The sequence below is a fragment of the Microbacterium sp. ZOR0019 genome (assembly GCF_000800925.1).
In the GTDB taxonomy this organism is placed as follows: Bacteria; Actinomycetota; Actinomycetes; order Actinomycetales; family Microbacteriaceae; genus Microbacterium; species Microbacterium aurugineum.
In genome coordinates this window covers 1-18222 of the sequence record NZ_JRKC01000079.1, presented here as the reverse complement: position 1 = coordinate 18222, position 18222 = coordinate 1, and the positions used below count along the sequence as shown (strand labels likewise).

The 18222-nt window shown below is 68.3% G+C and carries 16 protein-coding genes; 11 read left to right on the top strand and 5 right to left on the bottom strand.

Annotated elements, in window-relative coordinates; all coding sequences use genetic code 11:
* Window positions 1–518: 518 nt before the first annotated feature.
* Window positions 519–1778 carry an FAD-binding protein gene (locus tag L978_RS16010; protein WP_047524283.1) on the bottom strand — a complete coding sequence of 420 codons (1260 nt, stop codon included), beginning with the start codon at window positions 1776–1778 and terminating at the stop codon, window positions 519–521.
* 77 nt (window positions 1779–1855) lie between these two features.
* Here L978_RS16010 and L978_RS16005 point away from each other — a divergent pair, with 77 nt between their 5' ends.
* The 5 genes from L978_RS16005 (at window position 1856) to arfA (ending at window position 7786) form a co-directional block, all read left to right on the top strand.
* Window positions 1856–2902, top strand: coding sequence for a LacI family DNA-binding transcriptional regulator (locus tag L978_RS16005; protein ID WP_047524282.1), 1047 nt, complete (start codon window positions 1856–1858; stop codon window positions 2900–2902).
* Window positions 2903–2997: 95 nt separating this feature from the next.
* Window positions 2998–4335, top strand: a complete 1338-nt coding sequence (locus L978_RS16000; RefSeq protein ID WP_047524281.1) for an extracellular solute-binding protein — start codon at window positions 2998–3000, stop codon at window positions 4333–4335.
* Window positions 4332–5279: a carbohydrate ABC transporter permease gene (locus L978_RS15995; RefSeq protein ID WP_047524280.1), complete on the top strand. Its 948-nt coding sequence runs from the start codon at window positions 4332–4334 to the stop codon at window positions 5277–5279. The genes L978_RS16000 and L978_RS15995 overlap by 4 nt, the downstream gene beginning before the upstream one ends.
* The gene (locus tag L978_RS15990; RefSeq protein ID WP_047524279.1) at window positions 5279–6205 is read left to right on the top strand and encodes a carbohydrate ABC transporter permease; all 927 of its coding nucleotides are present in this window, start codon (window positions 5279–5281) and stop codon (window positions 6203–6205) included. The genes L978_RS15995 and L978_RS15990 overlap by 1 nt, the downstream gene beginning before the upstream one ends.
* A 45-nt stretch (window positions 6206–6250) precedes the next feature.
* Window positions 6251–7786, top strand: a complete 1536-nt coding sequence (arfA, locus tag L978_RS15985; RefSeq protein ID WP_047524278.1) for an arabinosylfuranosidase ArfA — start codon at window positions 6251–6253, stop codon at window positions 7784–7786.
* A 7-nt stretch (window positions 7787–7793) separates the two neighbouring features.
* Here arfA and L978_RS15980 read toward each other — a convergent pair whose 3' ends face one another.
* Entirely contained in the window at window positions 7794–8798 is a 1005-nt protein-coding gene (locus L978_RS15980; RefSeq protein ID WP_047524277.1) for a LacI family DNA-binding transcriptional regulator, read from the bottom strand.
* Window positions 8799–8964: 166 nt separating this feature from the next.
* Between L978_RS15980 and L978_RS15975 the strand changes: the two genes are divergently transcribed.
* The 5 genes from L978_RS15975 (at window position 8965) to L978_RS15955 (ending at window position 15864) form a co-directional block, all read left to right on the top strand.
* Window positions 8965–10254, top strand: coding sequence for an extracellular solute-binding protein (locus L978_RS15975; RefSeq protein WP_047524294.1), 1290 nt, complete (start codon window positions 8965–8967; stop codon window positions 10252–10254).
* Window positions 10235–11173, top strand: a complete 939-nt coding sequence (locus L978_RS15970) for a carbohydrate ABC transporter permease (protein ID WP_052193815.1) — start codon at window positions 10235–10237, stop codon at window positions 11171–11173. Before L978_RS15975 ends, L978_RS15970 begins: the two co-directional genes overlap by 20 nt.
* Entirely contained in the window at window positions 11170–12042 is an 873-nt protein-coding gene (locus tag L978_RS15965; protein WP_047524276.1) for a carbohydrate ABC transporter permease, read from the top strand. The genes L978_RS15970 and L978_RS15965 overlap by 4 nt, the downstream gene beginning before the upstream one ends.
* 29 nt (window positions 12043–12071) lie before the next feature.
* A complete protein-coding gene (locus tag L978_RS15960) occupies window positions 12072–14399 on the top strand; it encodes a beta-glucosidase family protein (RefSeq protein WP_052193814.1) in 2328 nt (775 codons plus the stop codon).
* 64 nt (window positions 14400–14463) lie between these two features.
* Window positions 14464–15864: a threonine/serine ThrE exporter family protein gene (locus L978_RS15955; RefSeq protein WP_047524275.1), complete on the top strand. Its 1401-nt coding sequence runs from the start codon at window positions 14464–14466 to the stop codon at window positions 15862–15864.
* A gap of 33 nt (window positions 15865–15897) precedes the next feature.
* On the opposite strand, the gene L978_RS15950 is transcribed toward L978_RS15955, so the two are convergent.
* Window positions 15898–16503 (bottom strand): flavin reductase family protein, encoded by a 606-nt coding sequence (locus tag L978_RS15950; protein WP_047524274.1) that lies wholly within the window; start codon window positions 16501–16503, stop codon window positions 15898–15900.
* A gap of 66 nt (window positions 16504–16569) precedes the next feature.
* Here L978_RS15950 and L978_RS15945 point away from each other — a divergent pair, with 66 nt between their 5' ends.
* A complete protein-coding gene (locus L978_RS15945; protein WP_047524273.1) occupies window positions 16570–17271 on the top strand; it encodes an ArsR/SmtB family transcription factor in 702 nt (233 codons plus the stop codon).
* Here the strand turns inward: L978_RS15945 and L978_RS15940 are convergent.
* Window positions 17268–17564, bottom strand: a complete 297-nt coding sequence (locus tag L978_RS15940; protein WP_047524272.1) for a DUF7882 family protein — start codon at window positions 17562–17564, stop codon at window positions 17268–17270. The genes L978_RS15945 and L978_RS15940 overlap by 4 nt on opposite strands.
* A 45-nt stretch (window positions 17565–17609) precedes the next feature.
* Window positions 17610–18222 (bottom strand): putative PEP-binding protein (locus tag L978_RS15935; RefSeq protein WP_047524271.1); only part of this gene is annotated, 613 nt, incomplete at its 5' end.

The following is an 18222-nucleotide window of genomic DNA, read 5'->3' as shown; positions in this document are numbered from 1 at the left end:
GCTCCCGACGCGGCGGATCGCCGCAGGACGGGCCTCGGTCCCCTTGTGGGGTCGATGGGTTTCAGGACCGGATGTCGCGGGCGCGCCGAGCACGCCGCGCGGACACGGAGGTCCGCGGATTCACACGTGCCGCGTGCACGGCGCGTCTGCAGAGGGAGTTCCCTCCAGGGCTCAGCGTGACGTTCGGGACTGCCCCTGCCCGAGCTCGCGCTCCGGGCGACGGCGTGGAACCCGCTGACCGTGTCGACACAGATGGATGCCGGCGACGCTGTTCATGCACTCTCCTCCTTGAGATGCCGGAGGCTCGCGGGGGCACGAGTCCGGACGGCCCGGACGGGCCGTGTGATGATCACTGCGAGCTTGATGTTACCGGTAACAGAATTCGAGCACAAGACTCGATCCTCCCGCCCCGCCGCTCCGGTCGACACCCAGGGGGTCCAGTCGCGATATGGCACCCAAAGCGGCCGTTCTGGCTGCCATATCGCGACCGGAGCGCGCGGGGGCGGGACGCGAGCGGACTAGAGGCCGAGACGCTCCAGGTAGGGGTTCACCAGCCGGCGCTCCGGGTCGTAGCGGGCGGCGAGCGCGGCGAAGTCGTCTCCGCGCGTGTACCGCGAGCGCGTCTCGGCACCGTCGAGGGTGAACACCTTGCCCCAGTGCGGACGCGCCGTTGCGGGAAGCGCGGCCTCGATCGTCGGCAGCAGAGCGCGCACGGCCGCTTCATCCGGCTTCCAGGTGAAGTGGAGACCGACCACATCCGTCCCGTACGACGGGCTGAGCCACAGACTGTCCGCGCGCACGGTGCGGATCTCGTTCACCAGCAGCAGCGGCGCGATCTGCCCCGCGAGGGTCCGCACGGCTTGGATCGCGGCCACCGCATCCTCACGCGGCACGAGGTACTCGCTCTGGATCTCGGCGCCGGCCGAGGGGGTGAAGTCGAGCCGGAAATGCGGCAGCCGTTCGAACCACGGTCCGGCGACCCCGAGCTGTTCGGTGCACGCGATGGGGTCGACGCCCAGGATCGGATGCCGCTTGCTCACAGCGGCGACGGCTCCGAGCCGTTCGAACAAGGACACCCGCGCGGCCTCGCGCGCTTCGGGCAGACGCTGCTTGACCCAGATCTGGTCGATGACGTCGGTGCGCTCCCACGTCGAGAACAGGCTCACACTGGTGCCGACCGAGGTGACCTCGTCGAAGTCGGCGAGCACCGTGTCCCAGTCCGGGTGCTCGAAGACGTGCTGAGCGATCTCGTAGGTCGGCTCGACGTCGAGCGTCACGTCGAGCACAGCACCGAGCGCCCCGAGGCTCACGACAGCGCCGTCGAAGTCGGCGTCCCCCCGCTCCAGCCTGCGGGTCTCGCCGGAGGGCGTGAGGATCGTGAGGCCTCGGACCGCGCTCGCGAGCGAACCGATGGCATCGCCGGAACCGTGCGTTCCGGTGGCCACCGCTCCGGCGACGGAGATGTGCGGGAGTGAGGCCAGATTGGCGAGCGCGAGCCCCTCCGCGTCGAGCAGGGGCGCGATGTCGCCGTAGCGCGCGGCACCGGAGACCCGCACGGCCGTCCGGTCGGCGTTCACCTCGAACACCGAGGGCAGACGGTCGAGCGCGAGGAGCACGCCTTCGGTGTCGGCGATGTCGTTGAAGCAGTGTCGTGAGCCGAGCACGCGCACCGGACCGCCCTGCGCGAGCAGGGCGCCGAGTTCGTCGACGGACTCGGGGTGCGCGACCGCCGAGGCCCGGTACGTCAGGTTGCCTGCCCAGTTGCGCTCGCTGCTCATTGCGCCATGATAGCCACCCATCGATCGACTACATCGATGTACTCCGCGTATGCCAGTCTCGGCGCTAGGCTGACCGGATGACAGCGCTGCCGCCGCCCCGCGCCACCATGAAGGACGTCGCGGCCCTCGCCGGGGTCTCCCCCAAGACGGTGTCGAACGTCGTGACCGGCACGGTTCCCGTCAATGAGAGCACTCGGGCCAAGGTCGAGTCCGCGATGGCGCAGCTCGACTTCGTTCCCAACCTCAGCGCGCGGGGACTGCGCAAGGGGCGCTCCGGGATCATCGCCGTCGCCCTCCCCGATCTCGCGACCGCATTCTCGGCAGAGCTCGTGCATCGCATCGTCGAGGCTGCGCACGGCAAAGGCCTCGCCGTGCAGATCGAGGAGACGGCGTCCGAGCCCGAGCGTGAGAAGGAGTTGGTCTCCCGCGCCCGGGCGCACCTGGTCGACGGCCTCATCCTCAACCCGATCCGCCTCGAGGACAGCGTGCTGAAGTACGCCGACCGCCTTCCGCCGCTGGTGGTGATCGGCGAGGTGGAGCAGAACCGTGCCGACCATGTGCGCATCGACAGCCGACAGGCTGCCGCCGACGCGACGCGGCATGTGCTGGCCCGCGGCGCGACGCGGGTCGCGGTGGTCGGCGCCGACGACGATCCGTCGATCGCGACGGCCACGAGCCGGCTGCGCCTCGAGGGCGTGCACGATGCGCTCCGCGAAGCGGGCATCGCCCGGGATACTGCCCTCGAGATCAATCGTCTGCCCTGGTCGATGGCCGGTGGCGCGGAGGCGGTGCGTGTCCTGCTCGATCGCCGCGTGCCCTTCGACGCGATCGTGGCATTCACGGATTCGCTCGCGCTCGGGGCTCTGCACACCCTGCACGACAACGGCATCCGAGTGCCGCACGACGTCATCGTGACCGGCTTCGACGATGTCGAGTTCTCGCGGTTCACCTCCCCGGCACTGACCTCGATCGCGTTCGATCGACAGGCGTTCGCGATCGCGGCACTCGGCCTGTTGGAGTCCCGCATGGACGACCGCACGGCTCCGCCGCGGGCACTCACCCTCTCGCACCACCTCCTGGAACGCGCGAGCACGGAGGGCCGCCCGGCCGGCTACCGCCCCTGACCTCCGCCGGCATCGGAGCGCGATCGATGCTTGCACATCCGATTACATCGATGTAATGATGAGTCGTCCACCCGCCCTGTCACGAAGGAGTGACGATGACGCCCCCGCTCGATCTGTCCAGAAGGCAGTTCCTCGCTGCCACCTCCCTCGCCGCCGGCGCGGCCCTGCTCAGCGGGTGCGCGCCCGGTGCGGCATCCGCCACCGGCCCGCAGACCCTGCAGTTCTGGCACCTGCTCAGCGGAGGCGACGGTGTCACCATGTCGCAGCTGTTGGATGAGGTGAACGGTGCACAGAGCGCCTTCCGCATCCGCCCAACCGTGCTCGCGTGGGGCACTCCGTACTACACGAAACTCGCGATGGCGGGTGCCGGTGGTCGCGCCCCCGATGTCGCGATCATGCATGCGACCCGCACCGTCGGCTGGGCCCCGGGCGGACTCCTCGACCCCTGGGACCTCGACCGCCTCGCCGAGCTCGGCGTCGACAGCTCGACCTTCCCCGCTCCGATCTGGGAGAAGGGCTTCGTGGGCAGGGACATGTACAGCGTCGCCCTTGACGCCCACCCCTTCGTGATGATGTTCAACACCGACATCTGCGACGCCGCAGGCGTCCTGGACAGCGACGGGGCATTGGCAGAGACCTCTTCTCCCGAGGAGTTCCTCGACCAGTTGCGCGCAATCGGGGGCTCTGCCGAGGGGCATGCGCTGTCCTACGGCTACCTCGGCGACGGCGCCCAGATGTGGCGCCTGTTCTACACCTTCTACTCGCAGCACGGCGCGGCGATGGAACTCCCTCCGGGCGGGCCGGCGACGATCGACAAAGAGGTCGCCGTCGAATCGCTTTCTCTGATGCGCACCCTGCTCGACGGGGAGATCGCCCTCGCACAGGCCGACTACGGCAGCGCCATCGCCGAGTTCGCCACCGGCAAGAGCGGCATGCTGTTCACCGGTGTCTGGGAACTCCGCACCATGCAGGCCGCGGGGATCCCGTTCGACGCGACGATGATCCCCACGCTGTTCGGCACACCGGCGGTCTACGCGGACTCGCACTCGTTCGTGCTCCCGCATCAGTCCCACGCCGATCCGGTCCGACGCGATCTCACCTACGAGTTCGTGGCCGACATGCTCAAGAACTCCTTCGGGTGGGCCGAGGCCGGGCACATCCCCGCGTTCCTCCCCGTGACCGAATCCCCGGAGTACGCCGATCTGATCCCCCAGGCGAACTACGCCGACGCGGCGCAGCACGTCGTGTACGACCCGACCGCATGGTTCACCGGGTCCGGTTCGAACTTCCAGTCCGAGTTCGGCGCGGCCGTCCAGGGTGTGCTGCTCTCGGGCGACGACCCGGCGACCGCGATCGACCGCTTCGAGGCGCGGGTCAACACCCTGCTCCGACAGCCGAACCCGGCAGACCCCGAGGGGACGTTCGAATCATGACCGCGCTCACCGATTCCACGCGCACCATCGTCACCGGGTCCCGCACCACCCCGCGGGGTCGCCGCGCCGGCTCGCGCAACCGCGAACAGCTCATCAGCTGGGCCTTCCTCGCGCCGTTCCTCGTGGCCTTCGTCCTGTTCCTCGTCTGGCCCATCATCCACGGCATCATCCTCAGCTTCACCGACCAGTCCCTCACCGGGGCCGGCGGCGCGTTCATCGGCTTCGCCAACTACGCGGAGGCGTTCGGCGACCCGAAGATGTGGCAGTCGATGGGCAACACCGTCTGGTTCACGCTGCTCTCCACGGTGCCGCTCGTCGTGGTCGCCCTCGCGATGGCGGCTCTCGTCGACCGCGGCATCCCGGGACAATGGCTGTGGCGCCTCTCGTTCTTCATGCCGTTCCTGCTCGCCTCGACCGTGATCTCGCAGATCTGGGTCTGGATCTTCAACCCCCAGGTGGGCGCGGCCAACAACATCCTCGAGTTCTTCGGTCTCGAACCTCTCGCCTGGCTGCAGAACCCCGACACGAACATGCTGTCGATCGTGATCGCGACCGTGTGGTGGACGGTGGGCTTCAACTTCCTGCTCTACCTCGCCGCGATGCAGAACATCCCGCCGCAGCAGTACGAGGCCGCTTCCCTCGACGGCGCCGGCGCCTGGCGACAGTTCTGGTCGATCACCCTCCCGCAGCTCGGTCCAGCCACCGTCTTGATCCTGATCCTGCAGATCCTCGCCTCGCTCAAGCTGTTCGACCAGGCGTATCAGATGCTCGGCGGGGTCGCGAGCGACACCACCCGCTCCATCGTGCAGTACATCTACGAGGCCGGTTTCGTCAGCTACCGGTTCGGCTATTCGGCCGCCATCTCCTACGTGTTCTTCGCCCTCATCGTCATCCTCGGCGTCGCGCAGGCCCTGATCACGCGCCGCCGGAAGGAGCAGCTCTGATGTCCACCGCCACCGCATCCCCCGTCGTCCCCACTGCCACCGAGACGATCACGACGGCATCGTCCCGTCGCCCTCGGCGGCCGCGTCTTCCCGGCCAGAATCCCTTCGGCCCACTCCGCATCGCCGCTTTCATCGTGCTGCTGCTCCTCGCGGTCGGCTGGCTGCTGCCCTTCCTCTGGGCGGTCGCGACCGCGTTCAAGACCGAGACGGATGCCGCCTCCGGCGATCCGGGCTGGATCGGCGCCAGCGGACCCACGATCGAGGCGTTCACGGCAATCCTCTCGCAGGGCAACGTCTACGTGTGGGCTCTCAACAGCCTGCTCACGTCCGTCGCGATCACGGTGATCACGCTGGCCATCTCCGCACTCGCGGCCTATGCCTTCTCCCGCCTGGACTTCACCGGCCGCAAGTGGTTGTTCGTGGCGATCATCGCCTCCATCGTCGTCCCACCCCAGGTGCTGATCATCCCGCTGTTCTACGAGATGCTCGCGTTCAACCTGGTCGACACCTACGCGGGGCTGATCCTGCCGCAGGTCGTGGCACCCGCGATGGTGTTCATCCTGAAGCGGTTCTTCGATGCCATCCCGATCGAGCTGGAAGATGCGGCACGGGTCGACGGCGCCGGACGGTTCCGGATCTTCTGGTCGATCGTGCTCCCCCTGTCCCGTCCGATCATGGCGTCGGTGGCGATCTTCGTGTTCATCAGCGCCTGGAACAACTTCCTCTGGCCGTTCCTGGTCATCAACGACACGACGCTCATGACGCTGCCGGTCGGCCTGCAGACCGTGATCAGCGCCTACGGCGTGCAGTACGCACAGGTCATGGCGCAAGCCGTGCTCGCGGCGCTGCCCCTGATCGTCGTCTTCATCATCTTCCAGAAGCAGATCGTCAAGGGAGTCGCGACCAGCGGCTTCGGCGGTCAGTGATCCCTGCCCCCCACCCCACCCGCAGAGCCAGACCCGAGGAGAACAATGTCTCAGGCCCGCATCACCATCGACCGCGACTTCACGATCGCCGACGTCCCCCGGAGACTCTTCGGTTCATTCGTCGAGCACATGGGTCGCTGCGTCTACACCGGCATCTACGAGCCCGGTCATCCTCAGGCCGATGAGCGCGGCTTCCGCCGCGACGTCCTGGCTCTGGTGAAGGAGATGGGACCGACCGTGGTCCGCTACCCCGGCGGCAACTTCGTGTCCGGATACCGCTGGGAAGACGGTGTCGGCCCCGCAGAGGACCGGCCGGTGCGTCTCGACGGTGCCTGGCACACCGTCGAGACGAACGCGTTCGGCCTGCACGAGTTCATGGCCTGGGCGGAAGAGGCCGAGGTCGAGGTCATGGAGGCCGTCAACCTCGGCACCCGCGGTGTCGAAGAGGCCCGCGCGCTCGTCGAATACGCGAACCACCCCGGCGGCACGTACTGGTCGGATCTGCGTCGCAGGAACGGGGCGGAGCAGCCGTTCGACATCAAGCTGTGGTGCCTCGGCAACGAGCTCGACGGCCCGTGGCAGATCGGCGGCAAGACCGCGGCCGAATACGGGCGGCTCGCGCAGGAGTCCGCCAAGGCGATGCGACTGGTCGATCCTTCCATCGAGCTCGTCGCGGTCGGGTCGTCCGGCCGCTCGATGCCGACGTTCGGCACCTGGGAGCACACGGTGCTCTCGCACGCCTACGACGAGGTCGACTTCGTCTCGATGCACGCGTACTACCAGGAGCACGACGGCGACGCCGAGTCGTTCCTCGCCGAGTCCACCGACATGGACGCCTTCATCGAGGGCGTCATCGCGACGGTGGACGCGGTGAAGGCCGCGGGCAAGCACACGAAGCAGATCGACATCTCGTTCGACGAGTGGAACGTGTGGGATCAGGTGAAGTACAACGACGTCGAGGCGAAGGAGATCGAGAAGGCGGGGTGGAGGCAGCACCCTCGGCTGATCGAGGACACCTACAACGTGACGGATGCCGTCGTCGTCGGGACGCTGCTCAACAGCCTGCTGCGGCACGGCGACCGTGTGAAGATCGCCAACCAGGCGCAGCTCGTGAACGTGATCGCACCGATCCGATCCGAAGAGGGCGGAGCGGCCTGGCGCCAGACGAGCTTCTGGCCTTTCGAGCGCATGGCGCGTCTCGCGAAGGGCCGCATCCTCCGACTCGCCGTCTCGGCAGCGCAGATCGAGACGAAGCGCTACGGCGGCGTCGACGCGGTGGACGCCGCCGCCACGTGGGACGAGGCGACCGGTCGGGTGGCCGTGTTCGTCGCGAACCGCTCGCTGGACGAATCGAGCGACCTGACGATCGACCTGCACGGACTCGGCGACCTGCGCGTGGTGGAGGCCGAGACCCTCACGATCCCCGAGGGTGGCGACCGCCACACGTCGAACCTCGAGACCGCTCCCGACAGCGTCCACATGGTGCCGCTGGGTGCGGTCGAGGTCGTGGACGGTGCGGTACGCGCGACCCTGCCCCCGCTGTCCTGGTCGGTCATCCAGCTCGAGGTCGCTCGCGCCTGACCCCGGCCTACGTGCGGGCGATCGCCGCCGTGGTCGCCCGCACGACCAGCCTCGTCGGCAGGGTCACGTTCATCTCCTCGATGGGCTCGCCGGCGAGCAGCGCGAAGACCATCTCCGCGGCCACCGCCCCGAGTCGACGCATCGGCTGCTGGATGGTGGTGAGCGGCAGGGCTCGGCGGGTGGCCTCCGGCACATCGTCGAACCCGACCACCGAGAGGTCCTGCGGCACCCGGAGCCCGAGCTCGTGCGCGACCTCGATCACGGCGATGGCGGAGAGGTCGTTCGCGGCGAACACGGCCGTCGGCCTCTCCGGACCCGCCAGGAGGATCCTCGCAGAATCCCGCGTCGTCTCCAGCTCGTAGCGCCCCGCGCGGATCAGGTCGGGATCCACCGGGATGCCGGCGTCGGCGAGCGCACGCCGATAGCCGGCGTCACGCAGCCCCGCGGAGCGGAGGTCGGGACGACCGCCCAGGAAGCTGATCCGGCGATGGCCGAGCTCGAGGAGGTGGCGGGTCGCGGTGAGAGCCCCGCCGAAGCTGTCCGACTCGACCGTCGGCAGGTCGGCCCGGCCCGTGTGCGGGTCGATCGCGACCACGGGAATCTCGGCCGAGGCCCCCACGACGGTGGGCGTGACCATGATCGCGGCATCGATGAGCGTTCCGGAGAGGCGGCTGAGCGATCGGCGCTCCCACCCCTCCCCCTGTCCGTGCCGCGACCCGCTGTACGCGAGCAGATCGAAACCGGTGCCGTGCACCGCTGCGCCGACGCCCTTGAGGATCTCGGCACTGAACGGCTCGAAGTCGGCGAGGAGCACCCCGATCACGCCGGTGCGTCTGGCGCGCATGCTGCTGGCCACCAGGCTCGATTCGTAGCCGAGCTCCTGCACGACGTCGAGCACACGTCGGACCGTTTCATCCGCGATCCCGTAGCGTCCGTTGACGGCTTTCGACACCGTTGACACCGAGACGCCCGCCGCCTTCGCGACATCGTGGATCGTCGTTCTCCCGCTCATGATCGCCCAGCGTATCCGGCTGCGCGGCCGCCATGGAAACTGTTTTCGAAAACGTTTGACGAAAGTTCTCGACGACAGCAGACTGCAACGCGACGCGGTCGCACCTCCTGCCACCGCGGCGCCCGCAGAGACGCGCGGCGCAACTCTCGATGAGGAGAACGATCACATGAACAGCACACGGCGCTCCCTCGTGTCCCTCGCCACGATCGCCACGGTCGGAGCTCTCGCGCTCAGCGGGTGCACGGCCGGCTCGACCGATGACGGCGGAGACTCGGCGATGACCCTCTGGCACAACTCCACGACGGGACCGGGGGTGGAATTCTGGGAGCAGACCGTCGCCGACTTCGAAGAGGCGAATCCCGGCGTCACCATCGACATCCAGTCGATCCAGAACGAGGATCTCGACGGCAAGCTCCAGACCGCTCTGAACTCCGGCGATGCCCCCGACATCTTCCTGCAGCGCGGCGGCGGCAAGATGGCCGCGATGGTCAAAGCAGGACAGCTCAAGGACCTGACCGACTCGATCACGGGTGCCGCCGCGGAGGAGATCTCCGATGCCGCCTACTCGGCGAGCAGCCTCGACGGCAAGATCTACGCGCTTCCCGTGGCCGTCCTCCCCGGAGGGCTCTTCTACAGCCAGGACCTGTTCGACGAGGCGGGCATCGCCGAGAACCCGACCACGCTCGACGAGCTCGAGGCCGCGACCGAGAAGCTCAAGAGTGCGGGGATCGATCCCGTCGCCCTCGGCGCGAAGGATGCCTGGCCCGCAGCGCACTGGTACTACTGGCTGGCCCTGCGCGAATGCAGCTCGGACACGCTCGCCCAGGCTGCCGATGAGATGAACTTCGACGACGACTGCTGGGTGCGCGCCGGTGAAGACCTGCAGGCCTTCGCAGCCACCGAACCGTTCAACTCCGGCTTCCTGACCACGACCGCGCAGCAGGGCGCCGCCAGCTCGGCCGGACTGATCGCCAACCACAAGGCGGCCATGGAGCTCATGGGCGCTTGGAACCCGGGCGTGATCGGCTCCCTGACGCCCGACCAGAAGCCGCTTCCCGACCTCTCGTGGTTCCCCTTCCCCGAGGTGGAGGGTGGCGAAGGCGAGCCGGGCTCGATGATGGGTGGCGTCGACGGGTACTCGTGCTCGGTCGATGCGCCGGATGCCTGCGTCGACTTCCTCAACTACCTGGGCACCTCCGAGGTGCAGACCGCCTACTACAAGGCGTTCAACGCTCCGCCGGTGAACACCGTCGCGCAGGAGGCCGTGACCGAGCCGTACCTGCAGGCCATCCTCGAGGCCTACAACGCCGCACCGTACGCCACGCAGTGGCTGGACACCGTCTACGGACAGAACGTCGGCAACGCCCTCAACGTCGCCGTCGTCAACATGCTCGCCGGTCAGGGAACCCCGGAGGACATCGTCAAGGCCGTCCAGGATGCCGCAGCAAAGGCATAGGGTCTCCGCCCGGCTGGAAGTGATCCTTCTGGCCGGGCCGGCCCTCCTCGTCTTCCTCGCCTTCGTCATCTTCCCGGTGCTGATGGCGGGCTACTACGGGTTCTTCAGCTGGCAGGGCTACGGCCCTCCGACCGACTTCGTCGGCCTCAAGAACTACCTCACGATCCTGCAGGATCCGCTGTTCCACGACGCGCTCGCGCACAACGGGTTCATCCTGGTCTTCTCGCTCGTCTTCCAGGGGCCGGCGGCGATCCTGCTCGCCCTCCTGCTCAACCGGCGGATGCGCGGTCAGTCGCTGATCCGCGTCCTCATCTTCATCCCCTACGTGATCTCCGAGGTCGTCGTGGGAACGGGATGGAGCCTGATGCTGCAGACCAGCGGTGCGTTCAACGACCTGCTGGAGAAGATGGGCCTCGGATTCCTCGCGAACGACTGGCTCTCGAATCCGGACATCGCGATCTGGACGCTGATGGTGATCATCACCTGGAAGTACGTCGGATTCGCGGTGATCCTGTTCCTCGCCGGGCTCCAGGGCATTCCCGAGGAGCTGCACGAAGCCGCCGCGATCGACGGCGCCTCGTACTGGCAGATCCAGTGGCGCATCACGCTGCCCCTGCTGGCTCCGACGCTGCGCATCTGGGCATTCCTGTCGATCATCGGCTCGCTGCAGCTGTTCGACCTGGTCTACATCATCTGGGGGCAGTACATCGCCTCCACCGCCGGGACCTCGACGATGGCGACCTACATGGTCTCCGAAGGACGCAACGCCGGCAACTTCGGGTACGGCAACGCCGTCGCGGTCGTGCTGTTCCTGATCTCGCTCGTCGTGGCGCTCGTCTACCAGCGCGCGGTGCTACGACGCGACACCGACGGCGCCCTGACCGGCGCCCCTGCACGGAAGAAGAGGACGACGCGATGACCGCCACCTCGCTACTCGTCACCCAGCGGCCGGGGCGCGCCCCGCGCGCGCGGCTGCCGTGGGCCAACCCGACCGTCTACTTCGTCGCACTGATCGTCGTCGGATTGATGCTCGCTCCGATCGCGTACATCATCATCGGCGGTTTCCGCACGAACGCCCAGATCACGACCGACCCGTCAGGGCTGCCGAGTCCGTGGCTCATCCAGAACTACCTCGACGTGATCACGGGCGGCATCTTCTGGCGCCAGGTGCTCAACTCGACCATCGTCGCCCTCGCCACCACCATCGGCGTGGTGGCCCTGGGGCTGATGGCGGCCTACGTGCTCGCCCGCTACCGGTTCGCCGGACGCGGAGTGCTCTACGCGTTCTTCGCCGCCGGCCTCATGTTCCCACTGACCGTGGCCATCACGCCGCTGTACATCGTGGTGCGGAACCTCGGCCTGATGAACTCCCTCGGTGGGGTCATCCTGCCGCAGATCGCCTTCGCCCTGCCGACGACGATCATCATCCTGGTGCCGTTCCTCCGGGCGATCCCCGACGAGATCCAGGAAGCCGCGTTCATCGACGGATGCAGCAGGATCGGGTTCTTCTGGCGCATGGTGCTGCCGCTGTCGATCCCCGGTGTGATCACCACCGGCATCCTCGCGTTCATCGGCAGCTGGAACGGGTACCTCCTCCCGCTGTTCATCCTCAACGATGCAGCCTCGTTCACGCTCCCCCTCGGCGTGCAGTCGTTCGCCTCCCAGTACTCCGTCGACACCGCGAAGGTGCTGGCGTTCACCTCGCTGTCGATGATCCCCGCCCTGATCTTCTTCAGCCTGTTCGAGCGTCGGATCGTGGGCGGTCTGACCGGCGCCGTCAAGGGTTGACGATGTCGACCGAAGTTCCACAGAAAGAGATGGATGTGCTCTCCCCCACCCCCCGCCCTCAGCTCTCCGCACGCGTGGCGAGCCTCCTGGACCAGATGACGCTGGAGGAGAAGCAGGCGCAACTCGTCGGCTTCTGGGTCGACCAGGGCAACGAACTCGTCGCCCCGATGGCCGGCGAGAAGCGGACGTCCACCCGCTATGAGGAGGCGACGGCTCACGGGATCGGTCACCTGACCCGCGTCTACGGCACGCGCCCCGTCGAGCCCCTCGAGCGGGCGAGCTGGTTGTGGGGTGAGCAGGCGCGGCTGCAGCGGGAGACCCGGTTGGGGATCCCCGCTCTCGTGCACGAGGAGTGCCTGACCGGGCTCGCCGCATGGAAGGCCGCGACCTTCCCGACGCCGCTCGCGTGGGGAGCGTCCTTCGACCCGGATCTGGTCGAACAGGTCGGGCGAGCGATCGGATCGTCGATGCGCACCCTCGGGATCCATCAGGGTCTCGCGCCGGTGCTGGATGTGATCCGCGACCCGCGGTGGGGACGCGTCGACGAGTGCATCGCCGAGGACCCGCTGCTGGTCGGAACCGTCGGAACCGCCTATGTGCGCGGCATGCAGGCGGAAGGCGTGCACGCCACGCTCAAGCACTTCGTGGGGTACTCCGCCTCTCGCGCCGGCCGCAACCACGCTCCGGTGTCCGCCGGTCGTCGCGAGGTGGAGGACGTGCTCCTTCCGCCGTTCGAGATGGCGGTGCGGGAAGGCGGTGTGCGCAGCGTCATGAACTCCTACAGCGATATCGACGGCGTGCCGGTCGCCGCGGATCCGTACTACCTCGATGAGGTGCTGCGCGGACGCTGGGGGTTCGACGGAGTCGTGGTGTCCGACTACTTCGCCGTCGACTTCCTGCGCACCATGCATCATGTCGCCGCCGACTCCGCCCAGGCGGCCGCGCTCGCGCTCACCGCCGGAATCGATGTGGAGCTGCCCTCCCCCGACGCGTACATGACGCTCGCCGCACAGGTGCGCGACGGGTCTCTGCCGGAGAGCATCCTGGATCGGGCCGTCGGGCGCGTGCTCGCGCAGAAGGAGGAGCTGGGTCTGCTGGACGCGGACTTCACCGACCCGCCGCGCGAGGTCGACCTGGATTCGGCCGAGCACCGTGGACTCGCCCGTCGTCTGGCCGAGGAGTCGCTCGTCCTCCTGAGCAACGACGACATCCTCCCGCTCGATCCGTCCGCGTCGCCGCGTATCGCGGTCATCGGACCGAATGCCGACAGCGCCGAGGCGTTGATGGGGTGCTACTCCTTCGTCAACCACGTGCTCGCCCACCACCCCGAAGTACCCGCCGGCATCGCGCTGCCGAGCGTGCTCGACGCGCTACGGGCGGAGCTCCCCTCGGCGACGATCACCCACGCCGTCGGCTGCGAGGTCGACGGCGAGGACCGCAGCGGGTTCCCCTCGGCGATCGGGCAGGCGACCGACGCCGACGTCGCGATCGTCGTGATCGGTGACCGTGCCGGCCTGTTCGGACGCGGCACGGTCGGCGAGGGTAACGACGTCGATACCCTCGACCTCCCCGGCGTGCAGCGCGCACTCGTCGAGTCGATCGTCGCCACCGGCACCCCGGTGGTGGTCGTCGCTCTCACCGGCCGCCCCTATGCCCTGGGCTGGGCGCTCCCGCCGCGGGCGACCGCTGCCGGGACGAACGCGGGTCTCGGATCGGTCAATTCCCCCGCGCCGGCCGGCCGGACATCGCCGACGGAGCAGCCTCCCCTGCCGGCCGCCTTCCTGCACGGGTTCTTCCCCGGGGAGGAAGGAGGCGCGGCGATCGCCGCCGTGCTGAGCGGACGCGTGTCCCCGTCCGGTCGCCTGCCGGTGTCCTTGCCGAGATCCGCCGGCGCGCAGCCGTACTCTTACCTGCACGCCACCCTCGGAGGACGCACCGATGTGACGAGCGTCGATCCGACGCCCGTGCGTCCCTTCGGATTCGGGCTCGCCTACACGACGTTCGAGCACCGGGACCTGACGGCTGACGAGACCGTGACCGCGGGGCAGACGTTCCAGGTCACCGTGCGCGTGCGGAACGTGGGCTCCCGCGAGGGCACCGACGTCGTGCAGCTGTATGCGCACGACGAGGTCGCGAGCGTGGCACGCCCCGTCGCGCAGCTGGTCGACTTCCGCCGGGTGTCCCTGGCACCGGGTGCGGAACAGGTCATCGAGTTCGCGGTCCCCACCGAGCGCCTCGCCTTCACCGGGCTGGACGGCGTGCGCCGCGTGGAGCCGGGGAGCATCCGACTCTGGGTGGGGTCGGCCTGCGACGACGTCGAGACCTCCGCCACGATCGACATCACCCCTGCTCCCTGACGGGCGGGCGGTCCGATCGCGGCGCGCCCGTGACGGATCGCCTCCCGGACGGGAGAATGGAGACATGTCCGCGAGATCCCGCCGGCCGCTGCTCACGTCGGTGCGCCGCCTGCTGCACACCGATCCCTCGGCCGTCGCGGCCACCGAGGCGATGCCCGTCATCGACGAACGCACGGTACCGCGCGTGCTGGACCTTGCGACCCGTATCGGCGAGTCGATGTTCGCGGTCGGGGCCTCCGCGCACGAGGTGACGCTCGCGATCATCCGCGTGTGCGACGCGTATGGGATGAAGGGCGTCCAGGTCGACGTCACCTACAACTCGATCACGGTGTCGTTCCACCTGAGCGGCGAGGTCTGGCCGGAGACGCTGGTCCGCGTGGTGCGGGTGACGGCTCCGGACCATGCGAAGCTCCAGCGGGTGCAGGCCCTGGTGGCGGACATCGACGACGGACTCGACCTCGAATCCGCGCGCGCGACCTTCCGGGCGATCCGACGGGTGCCCTTCCGCTATCAGCAGCCGGTGGTCATCGTCGCGCGGGCTCTGCTCGCCGTCGGTGTGAGCATCATGCTCGGCGCCTCCCCGATCATCGTCGCCCTCACCTTCGTCGCGGCGCTCTGCGCGGCGCTGACCCAGGCGGCTCTCGCCAGGATCCGGGTCCCGTTGTTCTTCAGCCAGATCGCCGGTGGCTTCGTGACGACCGGGGTGGCGGTCGCCGTGTCGGCTCTCGGCGCCGCGGGGGTCGAACCCTTCGTCGGCATCCGCCCGTCCATCATCGTGGCCTCGGGTATCGTGCTGATGCTCGCCGGACTCACCGTGGTCGGGGCGGCGCAGGACGCGATCGACGGCTTCGCGCTCACCGCCGGCGGACGCATCCTCGACCTCACGATGCAGACCCTCGGGGTCGTGATCGGGATCCTCGTGGGCCTCGAGCTGGGCAGTGTCCTGGGCTTCACGATGGACCTCCCCGACGACCCCGCGCCGTTCGGCCCGCTGCTGAACCAGTTCGCCGGTGCGATCATCGTCGCCATCGCGGTCGCCGTGTTCAACGGCGCCGGGATCCGGATCATCCTGGTGAGCGCACTGCTCAGTGCCGTCACGCTCGCAGGGTATTCGGCATCCATCGCCCTGAACCTGCATCCCGCGGCGGCGAGCGCGGTCGGCGCGCTGCTGGCGAGTTTCCTCGGCATGCTGATCGCCCGCAACCTGCACGTGCCGTCCGTCGCGGTGACGACCGCGGCGATCGTCCCCCTCGTCCCCGGTGTGGCCGTGTTCCAGGGTCTGCTCGAGATGGTCCACGCGGCCGGCACCTCGACCGGGATGCTGTACGCCGGAGGTTCGCTCATCGATGCTGCGGTGATCGGCATCGGTCTCGCCTCCGGGGCCTCCCTCGGGTTGTACCTGGGCACTCCGTTGCGCGCGACCCTCGCCAGCGTCGCGAAGACGCGCGCCCGCGTCCGCCGCTGATCCCCACCCGTCTCGCAACCCGAGCCGAACGGCTCACCGCTCCGCGCGGAAGTTGACGCCGACCCGCTCGCCCTGCGCGAAGTAGTGCCGGAACGTGTAGTACATCGGCTTCCAGGCATCGACGTCGACGTAGGAGGTTCCCGGCACCGCCAGCGCCTGATGCACGTGTGTGCGCAGGACCTTCGCATGGACGATGGTGGCGTCGCCATTCTCATCCAGCGGCGTCAGGTTCGTGACACGAGCCTCCATCTGCACGGGGCACTCGGCGATCCGCGGGGGCCCGACGATCCCACTCGGCCGTGGAGTGAACCCGCCGAGCGTCCACTTGTCCGGCTCGAATCGGTATTTGTCCCGCTTGGGGGCCGGGACGTCCGCAACCCCCGTCGTGTCGGCGATCCTCTCGATCGACTCCCACAGCCGAGCGTCGGGAAGGTTGATCACGAGTTCGCCGTTGTCGCGGAGATTGCGCATCGCCTGGCCCCCGTTGCTCAGCCCCAGGACGTAGGTGTCGTCCAATGCCCATGCGGACGAGATGGGCGTGATGTTCGCGGTTTCGTCGCCGGCCTTCGCCGTGGTGAGCAGGGCCACAGGGGTGCCGAAGTAGAACACGGAGGGTTCGATCGCCAGAGTCGAGTTCATGAGGGCAAGTCTGTGGCGCGAACCGTTCGGGCTGGACCGAACGGTGCGGACGATAAAATCCTCGACATGGAGGGGACGAGCAGCCCGGAGTTGGCGGCGACGGCCGCCGTCTTCGCCAACGAGGCTCGCGCGTCGATGCTGTTGCTCCTGCTCGATGGAAGGGCATGGACGCTCACGGAATTGTCCAGGGCCGCCGACATCGCTCGGTCATCCGCGAGCGAGCACGCCGACAGACTGCTCGATGCCGGTCTCGTCGAAGAAGTGCGCCAGGGACGACACCGCTACCTCAGACTCGCCGGCACCCGAGCCGCTGACCTGGTCGAGGCACTCGCCGCATTCTCCGATCGTGTCCGGCCCGCCACGCCGTCGCTCGACGCCCAGCACCGTGACCGCGCCATCAAGGAGGCTCGTACCTGCTACCGCCATCTCGCGGGCACGCTCGGTGTCGCCCTCGCTGACGGCATGCGCGCGACAGGCTACATCGAGTCCGATTTCTCACTCACCCCGGCCGGACGGACCTGGGTGGCGTCCCTCGGGGTCGAACTGCCGACGAATCCGAGGCGCGCTCTCACCCGCCCGTGCCTCGATTGGACGGAACGACGTGAGCACCTCGCGGGGCTGGCCGCGGACATGCTCCTCGCGACGTTCACGGAGAACGCCTGGATCGAGCGCGTTCCCTCCAACCCCCGCGCCGTGCGTCTCACCGCAGCGGGGAGCGAAGGTCTCGCAGACCTGCTTCCGGGAGCCCCCTTCCGCCGCATTCGCTAGCCGAGCTGATCGAGGACGAGCTCGCCCCGGGCGTTCAGGTTCTCCATCATGCGTTCGATCCGCTTCGAGTCGATCGCCGGCATCTCCGCGTGGTCGAACGCGAGGCTCAGCGGGATGCTGGGGTGCATCCAGATCGTGAGCCGGCCGGCCGGGTTCTTCTCCTCCGGCAACCAGGTCATCATGAAGCTCTCATGACGGCGAAGCTTCGTCCCGATGACGATCTTCAGATGCGCCAGCGTCTCGTCATCGACCTCGATCGGAGGACGAGAGCTGTTGTACTCGAGGGTTCCCATGACCTGAGACTACTCGTGTCGACCGACAGGGACGCCCCGGCGCGGTCAGGGAACCGGCACGGTCTGCGCGGCGAGCCGCAGCCAGGTCTCCACGACGGTGTCGGGGTTGAGTGACATCGACTCGATCCCCTGCGAGACCAGCCACTCGGCGAGATCGGGATGGTCACTCGGGCCCTGACCGCAGATCCCGACGTACTTCTCCGCACGGCGGCACGCCTCGATGGCCATCGAGAGCATCCGGAGCACGGCCGGGTCGCGTTCGTCGAAGGTCGAGGCCACCAGTCCGGAGTCGCGGTCGAGTCCGAGCGTGAGCTGGGTCATGTCGTTCGAGCCGATCGAGAAGCCGTCGAAGTACTCGAGGAACTCCTCGGCGAGCACGGCGTTGGAGGGGAGCTCGCACATCATGATCACGCGCAGTCCGTTCTCGCCCCGCCGCAGGCCGTTCTCGCTCAGCAGTTCCGTCACGGCCGCCGCTTCACCGAGGGTGCGCACGAACGGGACCATGATCTCGACGTTGGTGAGCCCCATCTCGTCCCGCACGAACCGCAGCGCCTCGCACTCCATGTCGAAGCACGCTCGGAAGTCCGGAGAGATGTAGCGGGAGGCGCCGCGGTAGCCGAGCATCGGGTTCTCCTCCTGCGGCTCGTAGAGCTCCCCG